The organism is Pseudomonas peradeniyensis (genome assembly GCF_014268935.2).
Classification (GTDB): domain Bacteria; phylum Pseudomonadota; class Gammaproteobacteria; order Pseudomonadales; family Pseudomonadaceae; genus Aquipseudomonas; species Aquipseudomonas peradeniyensis.
On record NZ_JABWRJ020000003.1, the window covers coordinates 265,614 to 281,934 of the forward strand.

18 protein-coding genes are annotated in these 16,321 nt (G+C 66.2%); 11 read left to right on the forward strand and 7 right to left on the reverse strand.

Annotated elements, in window-relative coordinates:
- Positions 1-3: 3 nt before the first annotated feature.
- Together lysA and lptM are read right to left on the reverse strand one after the other, a co-directional pair.
- Complete coding sequence (gene lysA, locus HU751_RS16085; protein ID WP_186731874.1) at positions 4-1,251, reverse strand: diaminopimelate decarboxylase; 1,248 nt, start codon at positions 1,249-1,251, stop codon at positions 4-6.
- Between the two features lie 9 nt (positions 1,252-1,260).
- Positions 1,261-1,467 (reverse strand): LPS translocon maturation chaperone LptM, encoded by a 207-nt coding sequence (lptM, locus tag HU751_RS16090; protein ID WP_050703271.1) that lies wholly within the window; start codon positions 1,465-1,467, stop codon positions 1,261-1,263.
- Between the two features lie 207 nt (positions 1,468-1,674).
- Here lptM and cyaY point away from each other — a divergent pair, with 207 nt between their 5' ends.
- The 3 genes from cyaY (at position 1,675) to rnk (ending at position 2,794) form a co-directional block, all read left to right on the forward strand.
- On the forward strand, positions 1,675-2,007 hold the full coding sequence (cyaY, locus tag HU751_RS16095) for an iron donor protein CyaY (protein ID WP_028688616.1): 333 nt from the start codon (positions 1,675-1,677) through the stop codon (positions 2,005-2,007).
- Between the two features lies 1 nt (position 2,008).
- Positions 2,009-2,227: a DUF1289 domain-containing protein gene (locus HU751_RS16100; RefSeq protein WP_050703272.1), complete on the forward strand. Its 219-nt coding sequence runs from the start codon at positions 2,009-2,011 to the stop codon at positions 2,225-2,227.
- Between the two features lie 156 nt (positions 2,228-2,383).
- Positions 2,384-2,794, forward strand: coding sequence for a nucleoside diphosphate kinase regulator (gene rnk, locus HU751_RS16105; RefSeq protein WP_186712156.1), 411 nt, complete (start codon positions 2,384-2,386; stop codon positions 2,792-2,794).
- 45 nt (positions 2,795-2,839) lie between these two features.
- Here rnk and HU751_RS16110 read toward each other — a convergent pair whose 3' ends face one another.
- The 3 genes from HU751_RS16110 to HU751_RS16120 all read right to left on the reverse strand — a co-directional run bounded on the left by HU751_RS16110 (position 2,840) and on the right by HU751_RS16120 (position 6,463).
- On the reverse strand, positions 2,840-5,704 hold the full coding sequence (locus HU751_RS16110; RefSeq protein WP_186731873.1) for a class I adenylate cyclase: 2,865 nt from the start codon (positions 5,702-5,704) through the stop codon (positions 2,840-2,842).
- A gap of 159 nt (positions 5,705-5,863) precedes the next feature.
- Positions 5,864-6,109, reverse strand: coding sequence for a TIGR02647 family protein (locus HU751_RS16115; RefSeq protein WP_110697049.1), 246 nt, complete (start codon positions 6,107-6,109; stop codon positions 5,864-5,866).
- A 51-nt stretch (positions 6,110-6,160) separates the two neighbouring features.
- Positions 6,161-6,463, reverse strand: coding sequence for a hypothetical protein (locus tag HU751_RS16120; RefSeq protein WP_028688611.1), 303 nt, complete (start codon positions 6,461-6,463; stop codon positions 6,161-6,163).
- 146 nt (positions 6,464-6,609) lie between these two features.
- Here HU751_RS16120 and HU751_RS16125 point away from each other — a divergent pair, with 146 nt between their 5' ends.
- Positions 6,610-7,269, forward strand: a complete 660-nt coding sequence (locus tag HU751_RS16125) for a glutathione S-transferase (protein ID WP_186731872.1) — start codon at positions 6,610-6,612, stop codon at positions 7,267-7,269.
- 99 nt (positions 7,270-7,368) lie between these two features.
- Here HU751_RS16125 and argH read toward each other — a convergent pair whose 3' ends face one another.
- Positions 7,369-8,763 (reverse strand): argininosuccinate lyase, encoded by a 1,395-nt coding sequence (gene argH, locus HU751_RS16130; RefSeq protein WP_186731871.1) that lies wholly within the window; start codon positions 8,761-8,763, stop codon positions 7,369-7,371.
- A 297-nt stretch (positions 8,764-9,060) separates the two neighbouring features.
- On the opposite strand from argH, the gene HU751_RS16135 reads away from it, so the two are divergent.
- From HU751_RS16135 to rsd, 7 genes are all read left to right on the forward strand, one after another.
- Positions 9,061-9,810, forward strand: coding sequence for a LytR/AlgR family response regulator transcription factor (locus HU751_RS16135; protein ID WP_186731870.1), 750 nt, complete (start codon positions 9,061-9,063; stop codon positions 9,808-9,810).
- A 200-nt stretch (positions 9,811-10,010) separates the two neighbouring features.
- Complete coding sequence (gene hemC, locus HU751_RS16140; RefSeq protein WP_186731869.1) at positions 10,011-10,952, forward strand: hydroxymethylbilane synthase; 942 nt, start codon at positions 10,011-10,013, stop codon at positions 10,950-10,952.
- Positions 10,949-11,716: a uroporphyrinogen-III synthase gene (locus tag HU751_RS16145; RefSeq protein ID WP_186731868.1), complete on the forward strand. Its 768-nt coding sequence runs from the start codon at positions 10,949-10,951 to the stop codon at positions 11,714-11,716. Before hemC ends, HU751_RS16145 begins: the two co-directional genes overlap by 4 nt.
- Before the next feature lie 46 nt (positions 11,717-11,762).
- Positions 11,763-12,863 carry a uroporphyrinogen-III C-methyltransferase gene (locus HU751_RS16150; RefSeq protein WP_186731867.1) on the forward strand — a complete coding sequence of 367 codons (1,101 nt, stop codon included), beginning with the start codon at positions 11,763-11,765 and terminating at the stop codon, positions 12,861-12,863.
- Positions 12,860-14,098: a heme biosynthesis protein HemY gene (locus tag HU751_RS16155; RefSeq protein WP_186731866.1), complete on the forward strand. Its 1,239-nt coding sequence runs from the start codon at positions 12,860-12,862 to the stop codon at positions 14,096-14,098. Before HU751_RS16150 ends, HU751_RS16155 begins: the two co-directional genes overlap by 4 nt.
- A gap of 290 nt (positions 14,099-14,388) precedes the next feature.
- Complete coding sequence (locus HU751_RS16160) at positions 14,389-14,886, forward strand: disulfide bond formation protein B (protein ID WP_186731865.1); 498 nt, start codon at positions 14,389-14,391, stop codon at positions 14,884-14,886.
- Between the two features lie 230 nt (positions 14,887-15,116).
- Positions 15,117-15,587, forward strand: a complete 471-nt coding sequence (gene rsd, locus HU751_RS16165; RefSeq protein ID WP_186731864.1) for a sigma D regulator — start codon at positions 15,117-15,119, stop codon at positions 15,585-15,587.
- A gap of 1 nt (position 15,588) precedes the next feature.
- Here the strand turns inward: rsd and HU751_RS16170 are convergent, their stop codons facing one another.
- A complete protein-coding gene (locus HU751_RS16170) occupies positions 15,589-16,254 on the reverse strand; it encodes an FKBP-type peptidyl-prolyl cis-trans isomerase (RefSeq protein ID WP_186712146.1) in 666 nt (221 codons plus the stop codon).
- Positions 16,255-16,321 lie beyond the last annotated feature (67 nt).

Genomic DNA, 16,321 nt, shown 5'->3' on the forward strand with positions numbered 1-16,321 from the left:
GGCTCACTCCGGCAGCAGGCTTTCGCCGGCGAACAATTCGGCGACGGTCTCGCGGCGACGCACTTCGAAGGCCTGGTCGCCATCGACCAGCACTTCGGCGCAACGGCCACGGGTGTTGTAGTTGGAGCTCATGACGAAACCATAGGCGCCCGCGGAGCGGACGGCCAGCAGGTCGCCCTCGGCCAGGTCCAGTACGCGGTCCTTGCCCAGGAAGTCGCCGGTCTCGCAGATCGGGCCGACCAGGTCGTAGGCCCGGCCTTCGCCTTCACGGGGCTTGACCGCGCTGACGTCCATCCAGGCCTGGTACAAGGCGGGACGGATCAGGTCGTTCATGGCCGCGTCGATGATGGCGAAGTCCTTGTGCTCGGTGTGCTTGAGGTATTCCACACGGGTCAGCAGCACGCCGCCGTTGGCGACGATGTAGCGGCCCGGCTCGAACACCAGGGCCAGGTCGCGCTCGCCGACGCGCTCGCGAATGGCTGCGATGTAGTCGGCCAGCAGCGGTGGCTGCTCGTCGCGGTAGCGCACGCCGACCCCGCCGCCGAGGTCCAGGTGGCGCAGGTGGATGCCGCACTCGGCCAGGCGGTCGACCAGTACCAGCAGGCGGTCGAGGGCGTCGAGGAAGGGCTCGACGGTGGTCAGCTGCGAGCCGATGTGGCAGTCGACGCCGACCACGTCCAGGTTCGGCAGCTGCGCGGCGCGCACGTAGATCGCCTCGGCGTCGGCGATGGCGATGCCGAACTTGTTCTCTTTGAGACCGGTGGAAATGTACGGGTGGGTGCCGGCGTCGACGTCCGGGTTCACACGTAGCGAAACCGGTGCCGTCTTGCCCATTTCGGCGGCAACGACCTGGAGGCGCTCGAGCTCGTCGGTGGACTCGACATTGAAGCAGTGCACGCCCACTTCCAGGGCGCGGCGCATGTCTTCACGGGTCTTGCCGACCCCGGAGAACACCACGCGATCGGCACGGCCACCGGCGGCCAGGACGCGCTCCAGTTCACCGCCGGAGACGATGTCGAAGCCTGCGCCGAGGCGCGCCAGCAGGTTCAGCACGCCCAGGTTGGAGTTGGCCTTGACCGCGAAGCAGACCAGGTGCTCGACCCCTTGCAGGGCGTCGGTGTAGCTGCGGTACTGGGCCTCGATATGGGCGCGCGAGTACACGTAGGTGGGCGTGCCGAAGCGTTCGGCGATCGCCGTCAGGGCCACCCCTTCCGCGAACAGCTCGCCGCCGCGGTAGTTGAATGCGTCCATGGGATTTCCTTACTGCGCGGGCGACTCTTCTGGCTGCTCTTGCGGCTGCACCAGCACCGGTTGCGGCTGGACAGGCTTGGCATGCTGGTGCGATTTGCGCGGGCCTTTGCCGTCCTTGCCGTCTTCAGGCAGGTACAGGGGGCCTTTCTGACCGCAGGCCGAAACGAGGCAGGCAACCGCGACCAGCGCCGCGAGGGAGGAAATCAGGCGTTTCATGGGTGAAATCCTTGGAAATATGCAGTATTGCGGCCGAGTATACCGAGCGCCCACCTGATTGCCTATGCAAGGGGCGCCCCCGCTCGGCGGGCGTGGGCGACCGAAGGACATGCGGCTTTTTCTTACAGCGATTAGCTTGTAGCTTGAGGCGTTCGCCCTTATCGTGCCCGGCTTGCGTGTGTACAGCCATTTTTCGAGGTCCCTGCAATGAGTTTGAGCGAAGCGCGTTTCCACGACCTGGTCGATGCGACCCAACAGGCCCTGGAAGACCTGTTCGATGAAAGCGGCATGGACCTGGACATGGAGAACTCCGCCGGCGTTCTCACCGTAAAGTTCGACAACGGCAGCCAGCTGATCTTCAGCCGCCAGGAGCCGCTGCGCCAGCTGTGGCTGGCGGACAAGTCCGGCGGCTTTCACTTCGACTACGACGAAGAGAGCGGCAAGTGGGTCTGCGAGAAGAGCGAAGAGCTGCTGGGCGAGATGCTCGAGCGCATCGTCTGGGAGCGCGCCGGCGAGAAGCTGGACTTCGACGAGATCTGAGATGAGCGACCTGCCCCGGCCACCCAAGCCGCTCTACAGCAACGTGAGCCCGGCGGTGCCGTCACCTTGTATCAGCATATGTCGGCTGGATGAGCACAAGGTCTGCACCGGTTGCCATCGCCATGTCGAGCATATCCGCGAGTGGCGCTCGGCCGATGACGAGCGGCGCCGGCAGATCTGCCGCGAGGCGCTGGCCCTGAAAACACGGGCATCGGCATAGGCACAACGAAGGTGTGGGCTTGAGTATTTGCCCCGCTGTGGTAGTGTCAGGGGCTGCGTCGATGACGCCACAGCCTTTCGCAAACCCCGCCCTTGGGCGGGGTTTTGCTTTATCTGCCTGTTGAAAATTGCCTGTTCAAAGGAGTCTGACTGGATCATGAGCACCAAGCCTTCCCTTACCCTCACCCGCTTGGACGTGCAGCGTCTCGAGCGCCTGCTCGACGACCTCGATGAAAGCACTCCGGGTGTGCTCGCCCTGCAGGACGAGCTGGACCGTGCCGAGCAGGTGGTCGGGCATGAGGAGGTGCCAGCCGGCGTGGTGACCATGAACTCGCGGGTGCACTGCCGCGAGATCGCCAGCGGCAAGGACTATCACCTGACCCTGGTGTATCCGAAGGATGCTGGCACCGAGGGCAACGTCTCGATCCTCGCGCCGATCGGCTGTGCCTTGCTGGGCCTGTCGGTAGGCGACCAGATCGACTGGCCGGCGCCGGGCGGCAAGACCCTCAAGCTGGAGCTGCTGGCAGTCGAGTACCAGCCGGAAGCGGCAGGGGATTTCGATCTCTGATACTGCGCTAGTTCTGTGTAGGAGCGGCCGTGAACGCAGAGGCAGTCAGGGCTCCAGCCGCGCCTGCAGCTGTTCCAGCCCATCGTTGAGCGCCTGCTCCAGCTCGCGCTTGTAGCGCAGGTACAGGCTGGTGGACCCCTGCTCGTCCTCCAGCAGCTCGGACAGGTCGAGGTCGGTGATGTAGCAGCGGTAACGGCCGCTGCTGCGGCGCTGGCCCAGGATCTGCCGGGCGACCACGGCGTACAGCTGGTCGCCATGCTCCAGTTCGGAAAACTCCTGCTGGTCGCAGTAGAGCGTGGCATGCACTCCGTCGCCGGTACCCGCCTGGAGGATCGCCTGGACCTCGTAGTAGGCCTGGTTCTGGCTGTCCATTGGCGTCTGTCGCGGCTCCAGACTGCGTGCCTTGCCGAGGCCGGAGGGCAGCAACTGGTAGTAGAGGATGTCCAGGGACACCAGCGGCAGGCTGTCCAAGGGCAGCTGGGCGTCGCGGCGCATCAGCATTGACTGCAGGAAGCGTTGCAGTGGCAGCAGCAGGTGCTGCTCGTCCTGCAGCGGCAGCCGTTGCTGCCAGAGCGCGTTGTGCTCGTCGAGCACGTACAGGTCGGCCCAGCCTTCGAACAGCCGGTAGAACACCTGGATGCAGCCGGGGCGACCCTGGGCCAGGACCAGCGGCAGGTCGTGGTCCTGCAGGGCATGGGCGTCCAGATGCAGCGGGCTGTAGCGGCTGCGCTCCTCGCCGAGGGCCGTGAGCACCGCGTCGTGGTCGGCGAGGCTGGCCAGGGTCACTTGCCCGGGCTGCAGGTCGAGGATGTGGGTGTGCTGGGCCACCTGCAGCAGGTAACGGTGATTCAGACCCTGGTCGAGCAGCAGCTGCACGGTGTCGAAGATGTCCTCGACCCGCTGGCTGATGGCCTGGGCGCGGTTGTGGCAGTAGCAGCGCACTCGCACCCGCGGGCGGTGGCTGCGCTGGCCCAGGCTGTTGAGGAAGTCGCGCAGGCAGCGCACCAGCGCATGCTCGCCGTCGTAGCGCTGCACCAGCACTTCGTTCCAGCTGTTGAGGGTGATCTGGTCGAGGGTCAGCACCAGGTTCTCGCGCACCCCGGCGTAGCTCAGCGAGTCGGTGCGCTCGGTGGTCATCAGGATATTCAGGTCGCGGTGATGGCGCAGTGGATCGACCCCGACATTCACCAGCAGCAGGATCTCATCGGCCACGCTCGGTTGCAGCAGGCGCACCTCGCTGACCGTCTCCAACGGCAGGGGGATGCTCTGCTGCAGGCTGCCGATCAGGTTGAACAGCTCGAACTCGCTCAGGTCGCTGGCGCCAGGGTGCAGGGCCAGGCGTGTGCCGCTGTCGATCACGCCGTTGCGATGGGCCCAGGTGAGCAGTTCGAGCAGCTCGCGGCAGCGCTTGATCGGGCTGAAGTGCTCCCACTCGTGCACGCCAAGGTTGCCGTTGTACAGGCCCCAGTGATGGGTACCGGGTTCCTTGCGGTTGGGCGAGTGCACCAGGGTGAGGGTGTCTTCGGCCAGGTCCGGGGCGATGCCCGGGTTGATCACCTCGATCTTGCCGGCCCGACGTTCGAAGGCGGCGTACAGGCGCCGGCCGAGGACGTTGAGGTCGCGCTGGTCGGCGCGGCTGTTGGCGTTCTGCAGGCGGGCGAACTGGGTCAGGAAGCGGTAGCTGTGGTTCAGCTCTGCCACCAGTTCGCGGCGCTCGACCGCCACCTGGCGCACTTTCCACTGGCTGCGGCTGTCGAGCAGCGCCAGCTGGCGCTCGTCCCAGCCCCATTCCTCGGTCAGGCGCCCAAGCAGCTGGCGCTGCCAGCCGCCGCTGCGGGTACGGCCCAGGTCGCTGAGCTTCTTGTTCACTTTCAGGTACAGGCTGCGCCGCACCAGTTCCAGGCGCGCCGATTCGCCGCGCTGGAGCAGGTAGCGTTCGATGCGCCGGTAGACCATGACGTAGGGGTCTAGCTCGTCCAGGTCCAGCTGGTTGGCGAACACGGCCTGCTTGTAGTCCAGGCTCAGGCAGCGCACCTGCGGGTGTTCGCTGGCGTAGGCTTCGGTGAGCAGCAGCTTGAGCAGCGACTTGTAGGGCGAGTCGATGCCCTTGAACAGCTGCCACAGCCCGGCGCCGACATACTCGCCAGGCGGTATGTGCGCCAGGTTGCCGAGGTCCAGGGCGTCGGTGATGCGGATGAAGCGCTTGGCCAGCAGGGTCTGGGTGAAGTCCCGGTAGTTATGCTCCTGGTACACCGGCACCAGCCACCACAGCGGTGTGCGCCCGGCCAGCCAGATGGCAGTGCGGTAGAACTCGTCGAGCAGCAGGTAATGCTGGGTGGTGCCGCAGTCGTCGGAGCTGAGCTGGCTGTCGCGCTCGCCCTGGACGAAGCCGCGAGGCTCGATCAGGAACAGATGCGCCTCGGCGCCCTGGCTGGCGGCCCAGGCCTCGAGCAGCTGGCATTTGCGCCGCAGGTCGGCCAGGGCCTGCTCGTCCAGGTCGGGGGCGTGGCAGACCCACAGGTCCATGTCGCTCTGCTCGGCCTGGGCCAGGGTGCCCAGGCTGCCCATCAGGAACAGGCCGTGGATCGGTTGCGGTGGCTTGCCGTGGCGCGGCTTGTAGGTGAACGAGCGGGTCAGGCGCTGGGCCTCGGCCAGCAGGTCGCTGTCGGGCTCGAAGCCGGACACGCCGGCGGGGGTGGTGCCCGAGACGTAGCCCGGCAACAGCGGGTGATTGACGTGGAAGAACAGTGGCAACAGGGTGAGGACCTGCTGCTGGCGCGTGGACAGCCCCTCCATGGCCCGTGCCAGGCGGCCCTGGTTGATCTTCAGGAAGCGCGCGCGCAGCTTGGACAGCTCCTTGCGGTCGATGCCTTGGTCAAGATCGGGGCGGATTTCATGGGGGTGGTTCATTGCGCACTCAGGCAGGCAGGGGAGCACTGGCGAGTTTAGCCTGAGTGGGGCGGTCGGATAAGGGGTTGGTGGCTTTTTGACGTCAGTTTTACAACGTTCGTCTGGGGGGTCATCGCGGGGCAAGCCCGCTCCCACGGGGTGAGGGCGGGCTTGGTGAAATCAGGCGGGCTGCGGGGTCTTGAGGATGGTCAGGAGCAGTTGGACGCTTTCGGCGGCGTCGTTGCCCAGGCTGGTGAGGTAGCCACCATCAGGCTGGTCGGTGAGCTCTTTGTCGTACAGACGCTGGGCGGCGGCGATCAGGGCCGGGGAGGCGCTGCTGCCAACCTTGATGCCTTCCTGGTGGCTGTCCAGGTTGAACAGGGCAAGCACTTCCAGTTCGGCGATCAGTTCCGGGGTGAAGGACATGGGCAACTCCTGACTTCGAGACAAGGATGGAAGTCAGGAGTGTAGACGGGCTTATTCGATGTCGCCTTGATCCGCCTCAGGTGGCAGCTCCGGCAGGGCGCGCAGGGCGGTTTCATACCATTCGGTGTTGAACGGGCGGTCTTCGTCGAGCATGGCGTCGATTTCGATGGCCAGCACGTGGGCCATGAGGTTGAGGATGTCCTCGCGCTCGTAGCCGACCAGGGTCAGCTTGTTGAAGGTGGCCTTGGCCGCCGCGGGTTCGCCGCTTTCGATCTGGTTCTCGATGGCCTGGGTGAGGGTGGCCTCGGTGAAGGCTTCTTCGTCGTTGCCGTCGATCTCGTCGTGCTCGCTCATGGCGGTACTCCTGTGGTGAAGCGCACAGTGTGCCATGTCTGCGTTGGCAATGCCCGGCCATCAGCGCCGAGCATGGCACTGGCCAAGGGACGGGCAGGGGGCTATAACAGCCGGGCCAACCCCATACGGCCTTGGAGGCTGTCTCAATGCTCAAGCTTCATGGATTCGCGGTCAGCAACTACTACAACATGGTCAAGCTGGCCTTGCTGGAGAAAGGCGTGCCCTTCGAGGAGGTGCCGTTCTTCGGCGGTCAGTTGCCTCAAGCCCTGGCCATCAGCCCTCGCGGCAAGGTGCCGGTGCTTGAGACCGAGCACGGCTTCATCAGCGAGACCGGGGTCATCCTCGACTACATCGAGCAGACCCAGTCGGGCAAGGCGCTGTTGCCGGCCGATGCCTTCGGGCAGGCCAAGGTGCGCGAGCTGCTGAGGGAAATCGAGCTGTACATCGAGCTGCCGGCGCGTACCTGCTACGCCGAGGCGTTCTTCGGCGCGGCGGTGGAGCCGCTGATCAAGGAGCGGGCGCGGGCGGACCTGCTGGCGGGCTTTGCCACCCTCAAGCGCAACGGGCGGTTCCAGCCTTACGTGGCCGGTGAGCAACTGACCATCGCCGACCTGATGTTCTGCTTCTCGGTCGACCTGGCCTGCGCGGTGGGCAAGAAGGTGCTGAACATTGACTTCCTGGCGGATTTCCCGGAAGCGAAGGCGCTGTTGCAGTTGCTGGGCGAAAACCCGCACATGACGCGGATCGTGGCGGACAAGGACGCGGCGATGCCAGCGTTCCTCGAAATGATCAAGAGCAAGCGCTGAGGCCACAAACGATCGCGGGGCACGCCCGCTCCCACGAGCCTTGTCCAGGCCTTGTGGGAGCGGCGATGCGGCGGCCCGACTTGCCCCGCGATGGCGTTATCAGCGCGAAGCCAGCAGGGCCTTGCCGCGCGCAACGGCCGCGCGCACCTGGGCCGGCGCGGTGCCGCCGATGTGGTTGCGGGCGTTGACCGAACCTTCCAGGGTCAGCACGGCGAACACGTCCTGCTCGATCTGGTCGCTGAACTGGCGCAGTTCGTCCAGGCTCATCTCGGCCAGGTCCTTGCCGGAATCGACACCGTACTTCACCGCATGGCCGACGATCTCGTGGCAATCACGGAACGGCAGGCCGCGGCGCACCAGGTAGTCGGCGAGGTCCGTGGCGGTGGAGAAGCCGCGCAGGGCCGCTTCGCGCATGATCGCGTGCTTGGGCTTGATCGCAGGGATCATGTCGGCAAAGGCGCGCAGCGAGTCGCGCAGGGTGTCGGCGGCGTCGAACAGCGGCTCTTTATCTTCCTGGTTGTCCTTGTTGTAGGCCAGCGGCTGGCCTTTCATCAGGGTCAGCAGGCCGGTCAGGGCGCCGAACACGCGGCCGCTCTTGCCACGCACCAGCTCCGGCACGTCCGGGTTCTTCTTCTGCGGCATGATCGAGCTGCCGGTGCAGAAACGATCAGGCAGGTCGACGAACTGGAACTGGGCGCTGGTCCACAGCACCAGCTCTTCGGAGAAGCGCGACAGGTGCATCATCGCGATGCTCGCCGCCGAGCAGAATTCGATGGCGAAGTCGCGGTCCGAGACGCTGTCCAGCGAGTTGCCGCCCACGGCCTCGAAGCCCAGCAGCTTGCAAGTCAGTTCGCGGTCGATCGGGTAGGTGGTGCCGGCCAGGGCGGCGCTGCCCAGGGGCATGCGGTTGGCGCGCTTGCGGCAATCCACCAGGCGCTCGTAGTCGCGGCTGAGCATCTCGAACCAGGCCAGCAGGTGGTGGCCGAAGGTCACCGGCTGCGCGGTCTGCAGGTGGGTGAAGCCGGGCATGATGGTCTCGGCCTCGCGCTCGGCCTGCTCCAGCAGGCCCTGCTGCAGGCGGGTGATCTCGGCCAGGATCAGGTCGATCTCGTCGCGCAGCCACAGGCGGATGTCGGTGGCTACCTGGTCGTTGCGGCTGCGGCCGGTGTGCAGTTTCTTGCCGGTGATGCCGATGCGGTCGGTCAGGCGTGCCTCGATGTTCATGTGCACGTCTTCGAGGTCGACGCGCCAGTCGAAGGTGCCGGCCTCGATTTCGCCCTGGATGGTCTTCAGGCCATCGATGATGGTGTCGCGCTCGGCATCGCTGAGGACGCCGACCTGCGCCAGCATGGTGGCGTGGGCGATCGAACCCATGATGTCGTGGCGGTACAGGCGCTTGTCGAAATCGACCGAGGCGGTGAAGCGGGCGACGAAGGCGTCGACGGGCTCACTGAAGCGGCCGCCCCAGGACTGATTGGTCTTGTCGGTGCTCATGGATTCACTCGTTGAAGGCGTGAACGGAAAAAGTGCGGCGATCATAGCAGGGTTGCGCCCGCCGCCGCAGGGCGCTGGTCGCGAGAATCGTCCGGTTACAAGGGGGGGCGGCATATTCAACGATTGAACGGCAGTGTTCCACGGAGCGTCTACAGTTGGACAAAGGACTGGTGCTGAATCTGCCAGACCAGTGAATCTTTGGCCTTCGCACCGGTCTGTAGCGTGACCGCGTTTCGGTCGCCCCACACTTGTCTACGCTATACCCGTGCGAGACTCACTCAGGAATCCAGCGCAATTATGAATGTCCTGATCGTTGATGATGAACCCCAGGCCCGCGAGCGCCTGAGCCGGCTGCTTGGCGAGCTGGAGGGTTACACCGTGATGGAGCCCAGCGCCACCAACGGCGAGGAGGCCCTGACCCTGATCGAAAGCCTCAAGCCCGATGTGGTACTGCTGGATATCGGCATGCCGGGCCTCGATGGCCTGCAGGTCGCCGCCCGGCTGTGCGAGCGCGAGTCGCCGCCAGCGGTGGTGTTCTGCACCGGTGACGATGAATACGGCAGCGAAGCCTTCAGGGACAGCACCCTGAGCCATGTCGACAAGCCCATCCAGCCGCAGGCCCTGCGCGATGCCCTGCGCCGGGCGGAAAAACCCAACCGTGCCCAGCTGGCGGCATTGACCCGCCCCGCTGGCGACGCCGGTGGCGGCCCGCGCAGCCATATCAGTGCCCGTACCCGCAAGGGCATCGAGTTGATCCCCATTCCCCAGGTCATCTACTTCATCGCCGACCACAAGTACGTCACCCTGCGCCATGAAGCAGGCGAGGTGCTGCTCGATGAACCGCTCAAGGCCCTGGAGGACGAGTTTGGCGAGCGTTTCGTGCGCATCCACCGCAACGCGCTGGTTGCCCGCGAGCGCATCGAACGGCTGCAGCGCACGCCGCTGGGGCATTTCCAGCTCTATCTCAAGGGCCTGGAAGGCGACGCCCTGACCGTCAGCCGCCGCCATGTGGCGGGGGTGCGCAAGATGATGCAGTCCTTGCACTGAATGGCCTCAGGGAACGTGGGAGCGGGCTTGCCCCGCGATAGCAGTGCAAGATCCGCCATCGCAATCGCGGGCCAAGCCCGCTCCCACGCAAATCGCGACCAGTATCGACTGCGCAGGGAGCGTGATTGCTGATCTGAATCTGCGGGCACACCCGGAGGAGCTGTTATCATCGACCGCATTTCTCTGGATCGGTGCGTTTCATGTCCACTCGCGAAATCCGCATTGCCACCCGTAAAAGTGCCTTGGCCCTGTGGCAGGCCGAATACGTCAAAGCCCGCCTGGAACAGGCACATCCCGGTCTGTTGGTGACCCTGGTGCCAATGGTCAGCCGCGGCGACAAGCTGCTCGACGCGCCGCTGGCGAAGATCGGCGGCAAGGGCCTGTTCGTCAAGGAGCTGGAAACCGCCCTGCTCGACAACGAGGCCGACATCGCCGTGCACTCGATGAAGGACGTCCCCATGGACTTCCCCGAGGGCCTGGGCCTGTACTGCATCTGCGAGCGTGAAGACCCGCGCGACGCCTTCGTTTCCAACACCTTCGCCAGCCTCGCGGCCTTGCCGGCCGGCAGCATCGTCGGCACCTCCAGCCTGCGCCGTCAGGCCCAACTGCTGGCGCGCCGGCCCGACCTCGAGATTCGCTTCCTGCGCGGCAACGTCAACACTCGCCTGGCCAAGCTCGATGCCGGTGAGTACGACGCCATCATCCTCGCCGCCGCCGGCCTGATCCGCCTCGGCTTCGAGGACCGCATCACTGCCTCCATCAGCGTTGACGACAGCCTGCCGGCGGGCGGCCAGGGCGCGGTGGGCATCGAATGTCGCAGCGCCGACACCGAGATCCATGCCTTGCTGGCGCCGTTGCACCATGCCGACACCGCCGACCGGGTGGTGGCCGAGCGTGCCCTGAACAAGCGCCTCAATGGCGGCTGCCAGGTGCCGATCGCCTGCTACGCGGTGCTCGAAGGCGAGCAGCTGTGGCTGCGCGGCCTGGTCGGCCAGCCCTCCGGCGGCACCTTGCTGGTGGCCGAGGCCCGGGCGCCGCGTGCCGATGCCGAGCGCCTGGGCGTGCAGGTCGCCGAAGACCTGCTCGGGCAGGGCGCCGAGGCGATCCTCAAGGAAGTCTACGGCGAGGCAGGCCATCCGTGAGCCCCTGGCGCCTGCTGCTGACCCGGCCTGAAGAGGACTGTGCGGCGCTGGCGCAGACCCTGGCCGACGCAGGCATCGCCAGCGCCAGCCTGCCGTTGCTGGTGATCGAGGCGATCGCGCCGGACGCTGCGCAGGTGCAGCGCCTGCGGGCGATCGCCGAGGCCCAGGCCATCATCGTGGTCAGCAAGCCGGCGGCCCGCCTGCTGCTGGAGCAACTCGCCCAGGCGGGGGTGACGCCGCCGCTCGCCAGCTGGTTCACGGTGGGCGAGGCGACGGCGCGGATCCTTCAGGAGCACCGGTTGCAGGTGGCCTTTCCGGTGGCCGGCGACGACAGCGAAGCCTTGCTTGCGCTGCCCGCCCTGCGCGAGGCTATCGCCGGGCCGACGGCCCGCGTCCTTATCGTTCGCGGTGTCGGAGGTCGTGAACTGCTGGCCGAGCGTCTTGCCGAGCAAGGTGCTAGTGTCGATTATCTGGAATTGTATCGCCGCTGCCTGCCGCACTATCCCGCCACGACCCTCGCCCAGCGCATAGATGGGGAACGCCTCAATGGCCTGGTGGTCAGCAGTGGGCAGGGTCTGGAACACTTGCATCGACTGGCAGGTGCGGATTGGCCGCGGTTTTCCCGCTTGCCGCTGTTCGTGCCCAGCCCCCGGGTGGCCGAGCAGGCCCGAGCGCTCGGGGCGAAAGACATTGTGGATTGCCGTGGCGCCAGCGCCGCGGCCTTGCTGGCAGCCGTGCAGCGAACCGCTGCGCCTGCCCCTTAAGGCGCTAAGCTAGAGAGCGATGCGCCACCATGCAAAGGATGGATACGTGAGCGAAACTGTCTTGTCCAACACCGAACAGCCCGCGGCGCCCGAGGCGCCGCAATCCGCCACCGCCAAGCCCGCCCGACGCTCCGGCAACGGCCTGGCGCTGCTGGCCCTGCTGCTGGGCGCCGCCGGCGTCGCGGTCGGCGGCTGGGGCGTCTGGCAGGTCCGCCAGCTGCAAGGCAGCGAGCAAGGCCAGGGCGAACACCTGCAAGCCCTCAATCAACGCGCCGACGCGCTGCAGCAGCGCGAGCAGCAGCTCAGCGCGCAGCTGGCCAGCCTGCCGGCGGCCAGTGAACTGGAAGATCGCCGGCGCCTGGTGGCGCAACTGCAGGGCGACCAGCAGCGCCTGAGCCAGCGCCTGGAGACCGTGCTCGGCGAGAGCCGCAAGGAGTGGCGCCTGGCCGAGGCCGAGCACCTGCTGCGCCTGGCCACCCTGCGCCTGTCGGCGCTGCAGGACATCACCAGCGCCAAGGCGCTGGTCGAAGGTGCCGATGAAATCCTCCGCGAGCAGAGCGACCCCGGCGCCTTCGCCGCCCGTGAACAGCTGGCCCGCAGCCTGGCAACGCTCTCCAGTACCGAGCAGCCGGATCGCACCGGGCTGTTCCTCAAGCTCGCCGCGCAGCGTGAGCTGGTGCAGCAGCTCAGTGCCCAGTCGCCGGAATTCGACAGCAAGGCCGACGCCATGGGCGCGCTGACCGCCGATGGCGACGGCGCCAGTCGCTGGTCGCAGTGGTGGGCGGAGATCTCCAAGTACTTCCAGATCGAGTTCAATGCCGACGACAACGTCCGCCCGCTGCTGTCCGGGCAGTCGCTCAACCAGCTGCGCCTGGCCCTGAGCCTGACCATCGAGCAGGCGCAGTGGGCGGCGCTCAACGGCGAGGCCAAGGTCTATGCCCAGGCCCTGGACGATGCGCGCAGCGTGTTGCTGGCCAACTTCAACCCGGACAACCCGCAAAGCAAGGCGATGCTCGACAACCTCAACCAGCTGGCCGAACAGCCGGTGTCGGTGGTCACGCCTGACCTGAGCGAGAGCCTGGCCGCGGTGCAGGCCTACATCCAGCGTCGCCACCTGCCGGCCGCCGCCGAAGGGGCCAAGCCATGAAGCGTGTCTACCTGCTGGCGGTGCTGGCGATTGTCGTCGCTGCGGCGCTGGGCATCGCGATCGCCAAGCACAGCGGCTACGTGCTGATCGCCTACGGCGGCTTCCGCTACCAGTCGGGGCTGTGGGCGGCGCTCGGCGCGCTGGTCGGCATCATTGTGCTGCTGTTGCTGCTGCGCTACCTGATCGGCCTGGTGCTGACCTCGTCCGGGGTGGTCAACCCGTGGTCGCGGCGCAACCGCAGCCGGCGCACCCGCATCGCCGTCGAACAAGGCCAGCTGGACCTGGCCGAGGGACGCTGGGCCAGTGCCCAGCGCCACTTGCAGCGGGCCGCCGAGTCCGATCGCCAGCCACTGCTCTACTACCTCGGCGCCGCTCGCGCCGCCAACGAACTGGGACGGGTCGAGGAGCGCGACAACCTGCTCGAACGCGCCCTGGAACGCCAGCCCCAGGCCGAGCTCGCCGTTGCCCTGACCCATGCCCAGTTGCAGATGGACCGGGGCGAGAGCGAGGGTGCGCTGGAGGCCCTGCAGGCGATGCAGGAGCGACATCCACACAATGCCCAGGTGCTGCGCCTGTTGCAGCGCCTGCACCTGGAACGCGGCGATTGGCCGGCGTTGATTCGCCTGCTGCCGGACCTGCGCAAGCACAAGGTGCTGCCCGCGGCGGAACTGGCCGACCTGGAACAGCGCGCCTGGGGCCAGAACCTGGGGCTGGCGGCGACCCGTGGTGAGGATCCGCAGACGGCACGCCAGGCGCTCGAGCGCGCCTGGCAGCAGCTGACCAACGCCCAGCGCCAGGAACCGCAGCTGGTGTCGGCCTACGCCGAGCAACTGCGTCAGGTCGGTGCCCAGGGCGAGGCCGAGCAGGTGCTTCGCGGCGCGCTCAAGCGCGGCTACGAAAGCCACCTGGCGCGCCTGTACGGGCTGGTGCGCGGCGACGATCCGGCGCGCCAGTTGCAGACGGCCGAAGGCTGGCTGAAGGAGCACCCGCAGGATCCTAGCCTGCTGCTCACCCTCGGCCGGCTAAGCCTGCAGAATCGCTTGTGGGGCAAGGCACGGGACTATCTGGAGAGCAGCCTGCGCATGGAGCGCAATCCGGAAACCTGCGCCGAGCTGGCACGCTTGCTGGCCAGCCTCGGCGAGACCGAGCGCAGCAATCAGTTGTTCCAGGAGGGCCTGGGGCTGCTGGATGAGCGCCTGCTGGCGTTGCCGCTGCCGGAGGGGGTTCGGGCCTGAGGCCCCCACTGGCCTCGTGGCGCGCTGTCGCGCATCATGGGCATACCTGCTTGTGCCGGTGCGATGTTTTGCCAGCGGCGCGTTGCATTATCTGATGAGCGATGACTCAAGACGCCCTCTGCGTAGAGGGCGTCGAATCGTCCTTCGTCCGCTTCGGAATATTCCCACGTTTCACGAAAATGATTCCCTAGCCATTCAGCGACTTGTCTGCACTGTAGCGCCTTGATACAAAGCGCCCCTTTCCTCTACCGTTTCAAACCACTTCCCTCATTTTCGGATCACTTCTACCCATGTCGCTGGCCTGCTTGCGCAGCTCGTTCCTTCCCGCCTTCCTGGCCGCCGTGGCGGTGCTGGTCGCATCGTTCCGTCTCGAAAACGTGGTCGGCCTGGACCCCTGCGCGTTGTGTTTCAGCCAGCGCCTGATGCTGGGCTGTTTTGCGCTGGCCAGCCTGGTTGCCACGCTCCATGCCGGCGGCCGCCGCTGGCATGCCTGGCTGGCACTGCTGTTCGCGTCGGCGGGCGCCTTGCTGGCGGGGCGGCATGTCTGGCTGCAGGCCGAGCCGCTGCCGGTCAGCGGTTGCCACCTGCCCCTGGCGCACCTGGTCGAACGCCCGTGGAGCGAGATCCTGCAGGCGTTCCTGCTGGGCAGCCCGGACTGCGTGTCGGTCAACTGGAGCTTCCTCGACCTGACCCTGCCGGAATGGAGCCTGCTGGCGTTCCTGTTGCTGGCGGCGGTGCCGTTGTCGTGGCTGGTGCTGTATCGATTGCGCCAGGACGCGGCGGGTTGATCCACGGCAATGCACCGGGTGTTGCGCGACCAGCGGTGGCCGGCAACGGGATTAAACGCTTGTATGAACTTTGTCTGCTGCGTACCTTGAAGGGCAGGTCGCGCGGGAATAATCTCCCAGCACGCTTACCGAAAATACAACTGCTCGATGCCGTTTGCTGACGTCACCTTTGTGCCACGGTGTTGTGTCGCGAGGTGCAGCGGCATCTACCCAGAAGGGAAGAGATCGCCATGCTCGATAGTTGCCAGAACGCCCAGGAACGCTGGGGCGGTGTTCACAAGCTGATCGATCGTTGGCTCAAGGAGCGCGAGGAGCTGGTACAAGCCTTCCGCGCCTTGCGCGATGCCAAGCCGGCTTTTGCGGACAAGGACAAGAACCGTGATTTTTGCGCGGTGCTGGTCGATTACGTGTCAGCCTGGCATTTCGAAGTCAGTGAGCAGTTGGTCAGCGAAGCCAAGGCCTTTGGAGATACCGGAGCCCTTGAGCTGGCTACGCAGATCAATCCACGCATTGACGACAGCACTCAGATCGCCCTGGCCTTCAACGACCACTGCGCCAAGGGTGAGTGCACCGACACCGAACGCTTCGCGGAAAAGCTGGGCAAGCTTGGCAGCCTGCTGCACGAGCGTTTCGAACTGGAAGACTGCCTGATCGAAGTGCTGCACAACGCCCACAAGCAAGAGGACGCGGTGCAGGCCTGATTCAGTCGGCCACGTCCAGCAGTTCGATCTCGAACACCAGTGGGGTATAGGGTGCGATCAGGTCACCCGCACCGTCGGCGCCGTAGGCTTGCGCCGACGGGATCACCAGCCGCCACTTCGCCCCCGCTTTCATGCGTGGCAGCGCTACCTGCCAGCCCTCGATCACCGAGTCCAGCTTGAACCATTGCGGTTGCAGGTTCTGGTCGAACACCGTGCCATCCGGCAGTTTCCCCACATAGCGCACCTGCACGCGACCGCTGGCCTTGGGTTGCGCGCCGTTGCCGCTGGCCAGTTCGCTGTAGAGGATGCCCTCGGGCAGCTCGCGTACCCCGGCCTTGGCCCGCTCGCCGGCAATGAAGCGTTTCTCCGCTTCCACCAGCTTGTCCACCTGGGCCTGTTCGGCGGCGGCGTTGGCTTGCGTCTCGTGCTGCTCGAGGATGGCCTGCATGCGTGACTTGGCAATGCGTGGCGGCTGGCCCTGGTAGGCCTGGCGCAGGCCTTCGACCAGGGCGTCGAGCTGCAGGCCGGGGACTTCCTGGCGCAGGCGCTCGCCCAGGCTGGCACCGAGGCTGTAGGCCAGGTCGCTGTCGTTGGCGGGGGCGGTTTCGGCGTTGGCCAGGGAGAGCGGCATCACCAGGCACAGGCCCAGAATCAGATAACGAGGCATGGACGGTTCCTGCGGTAAAGAGCGCAAAGTATGCCAGCGTTGTTGGGCGAAGATGTGTAAATATCGG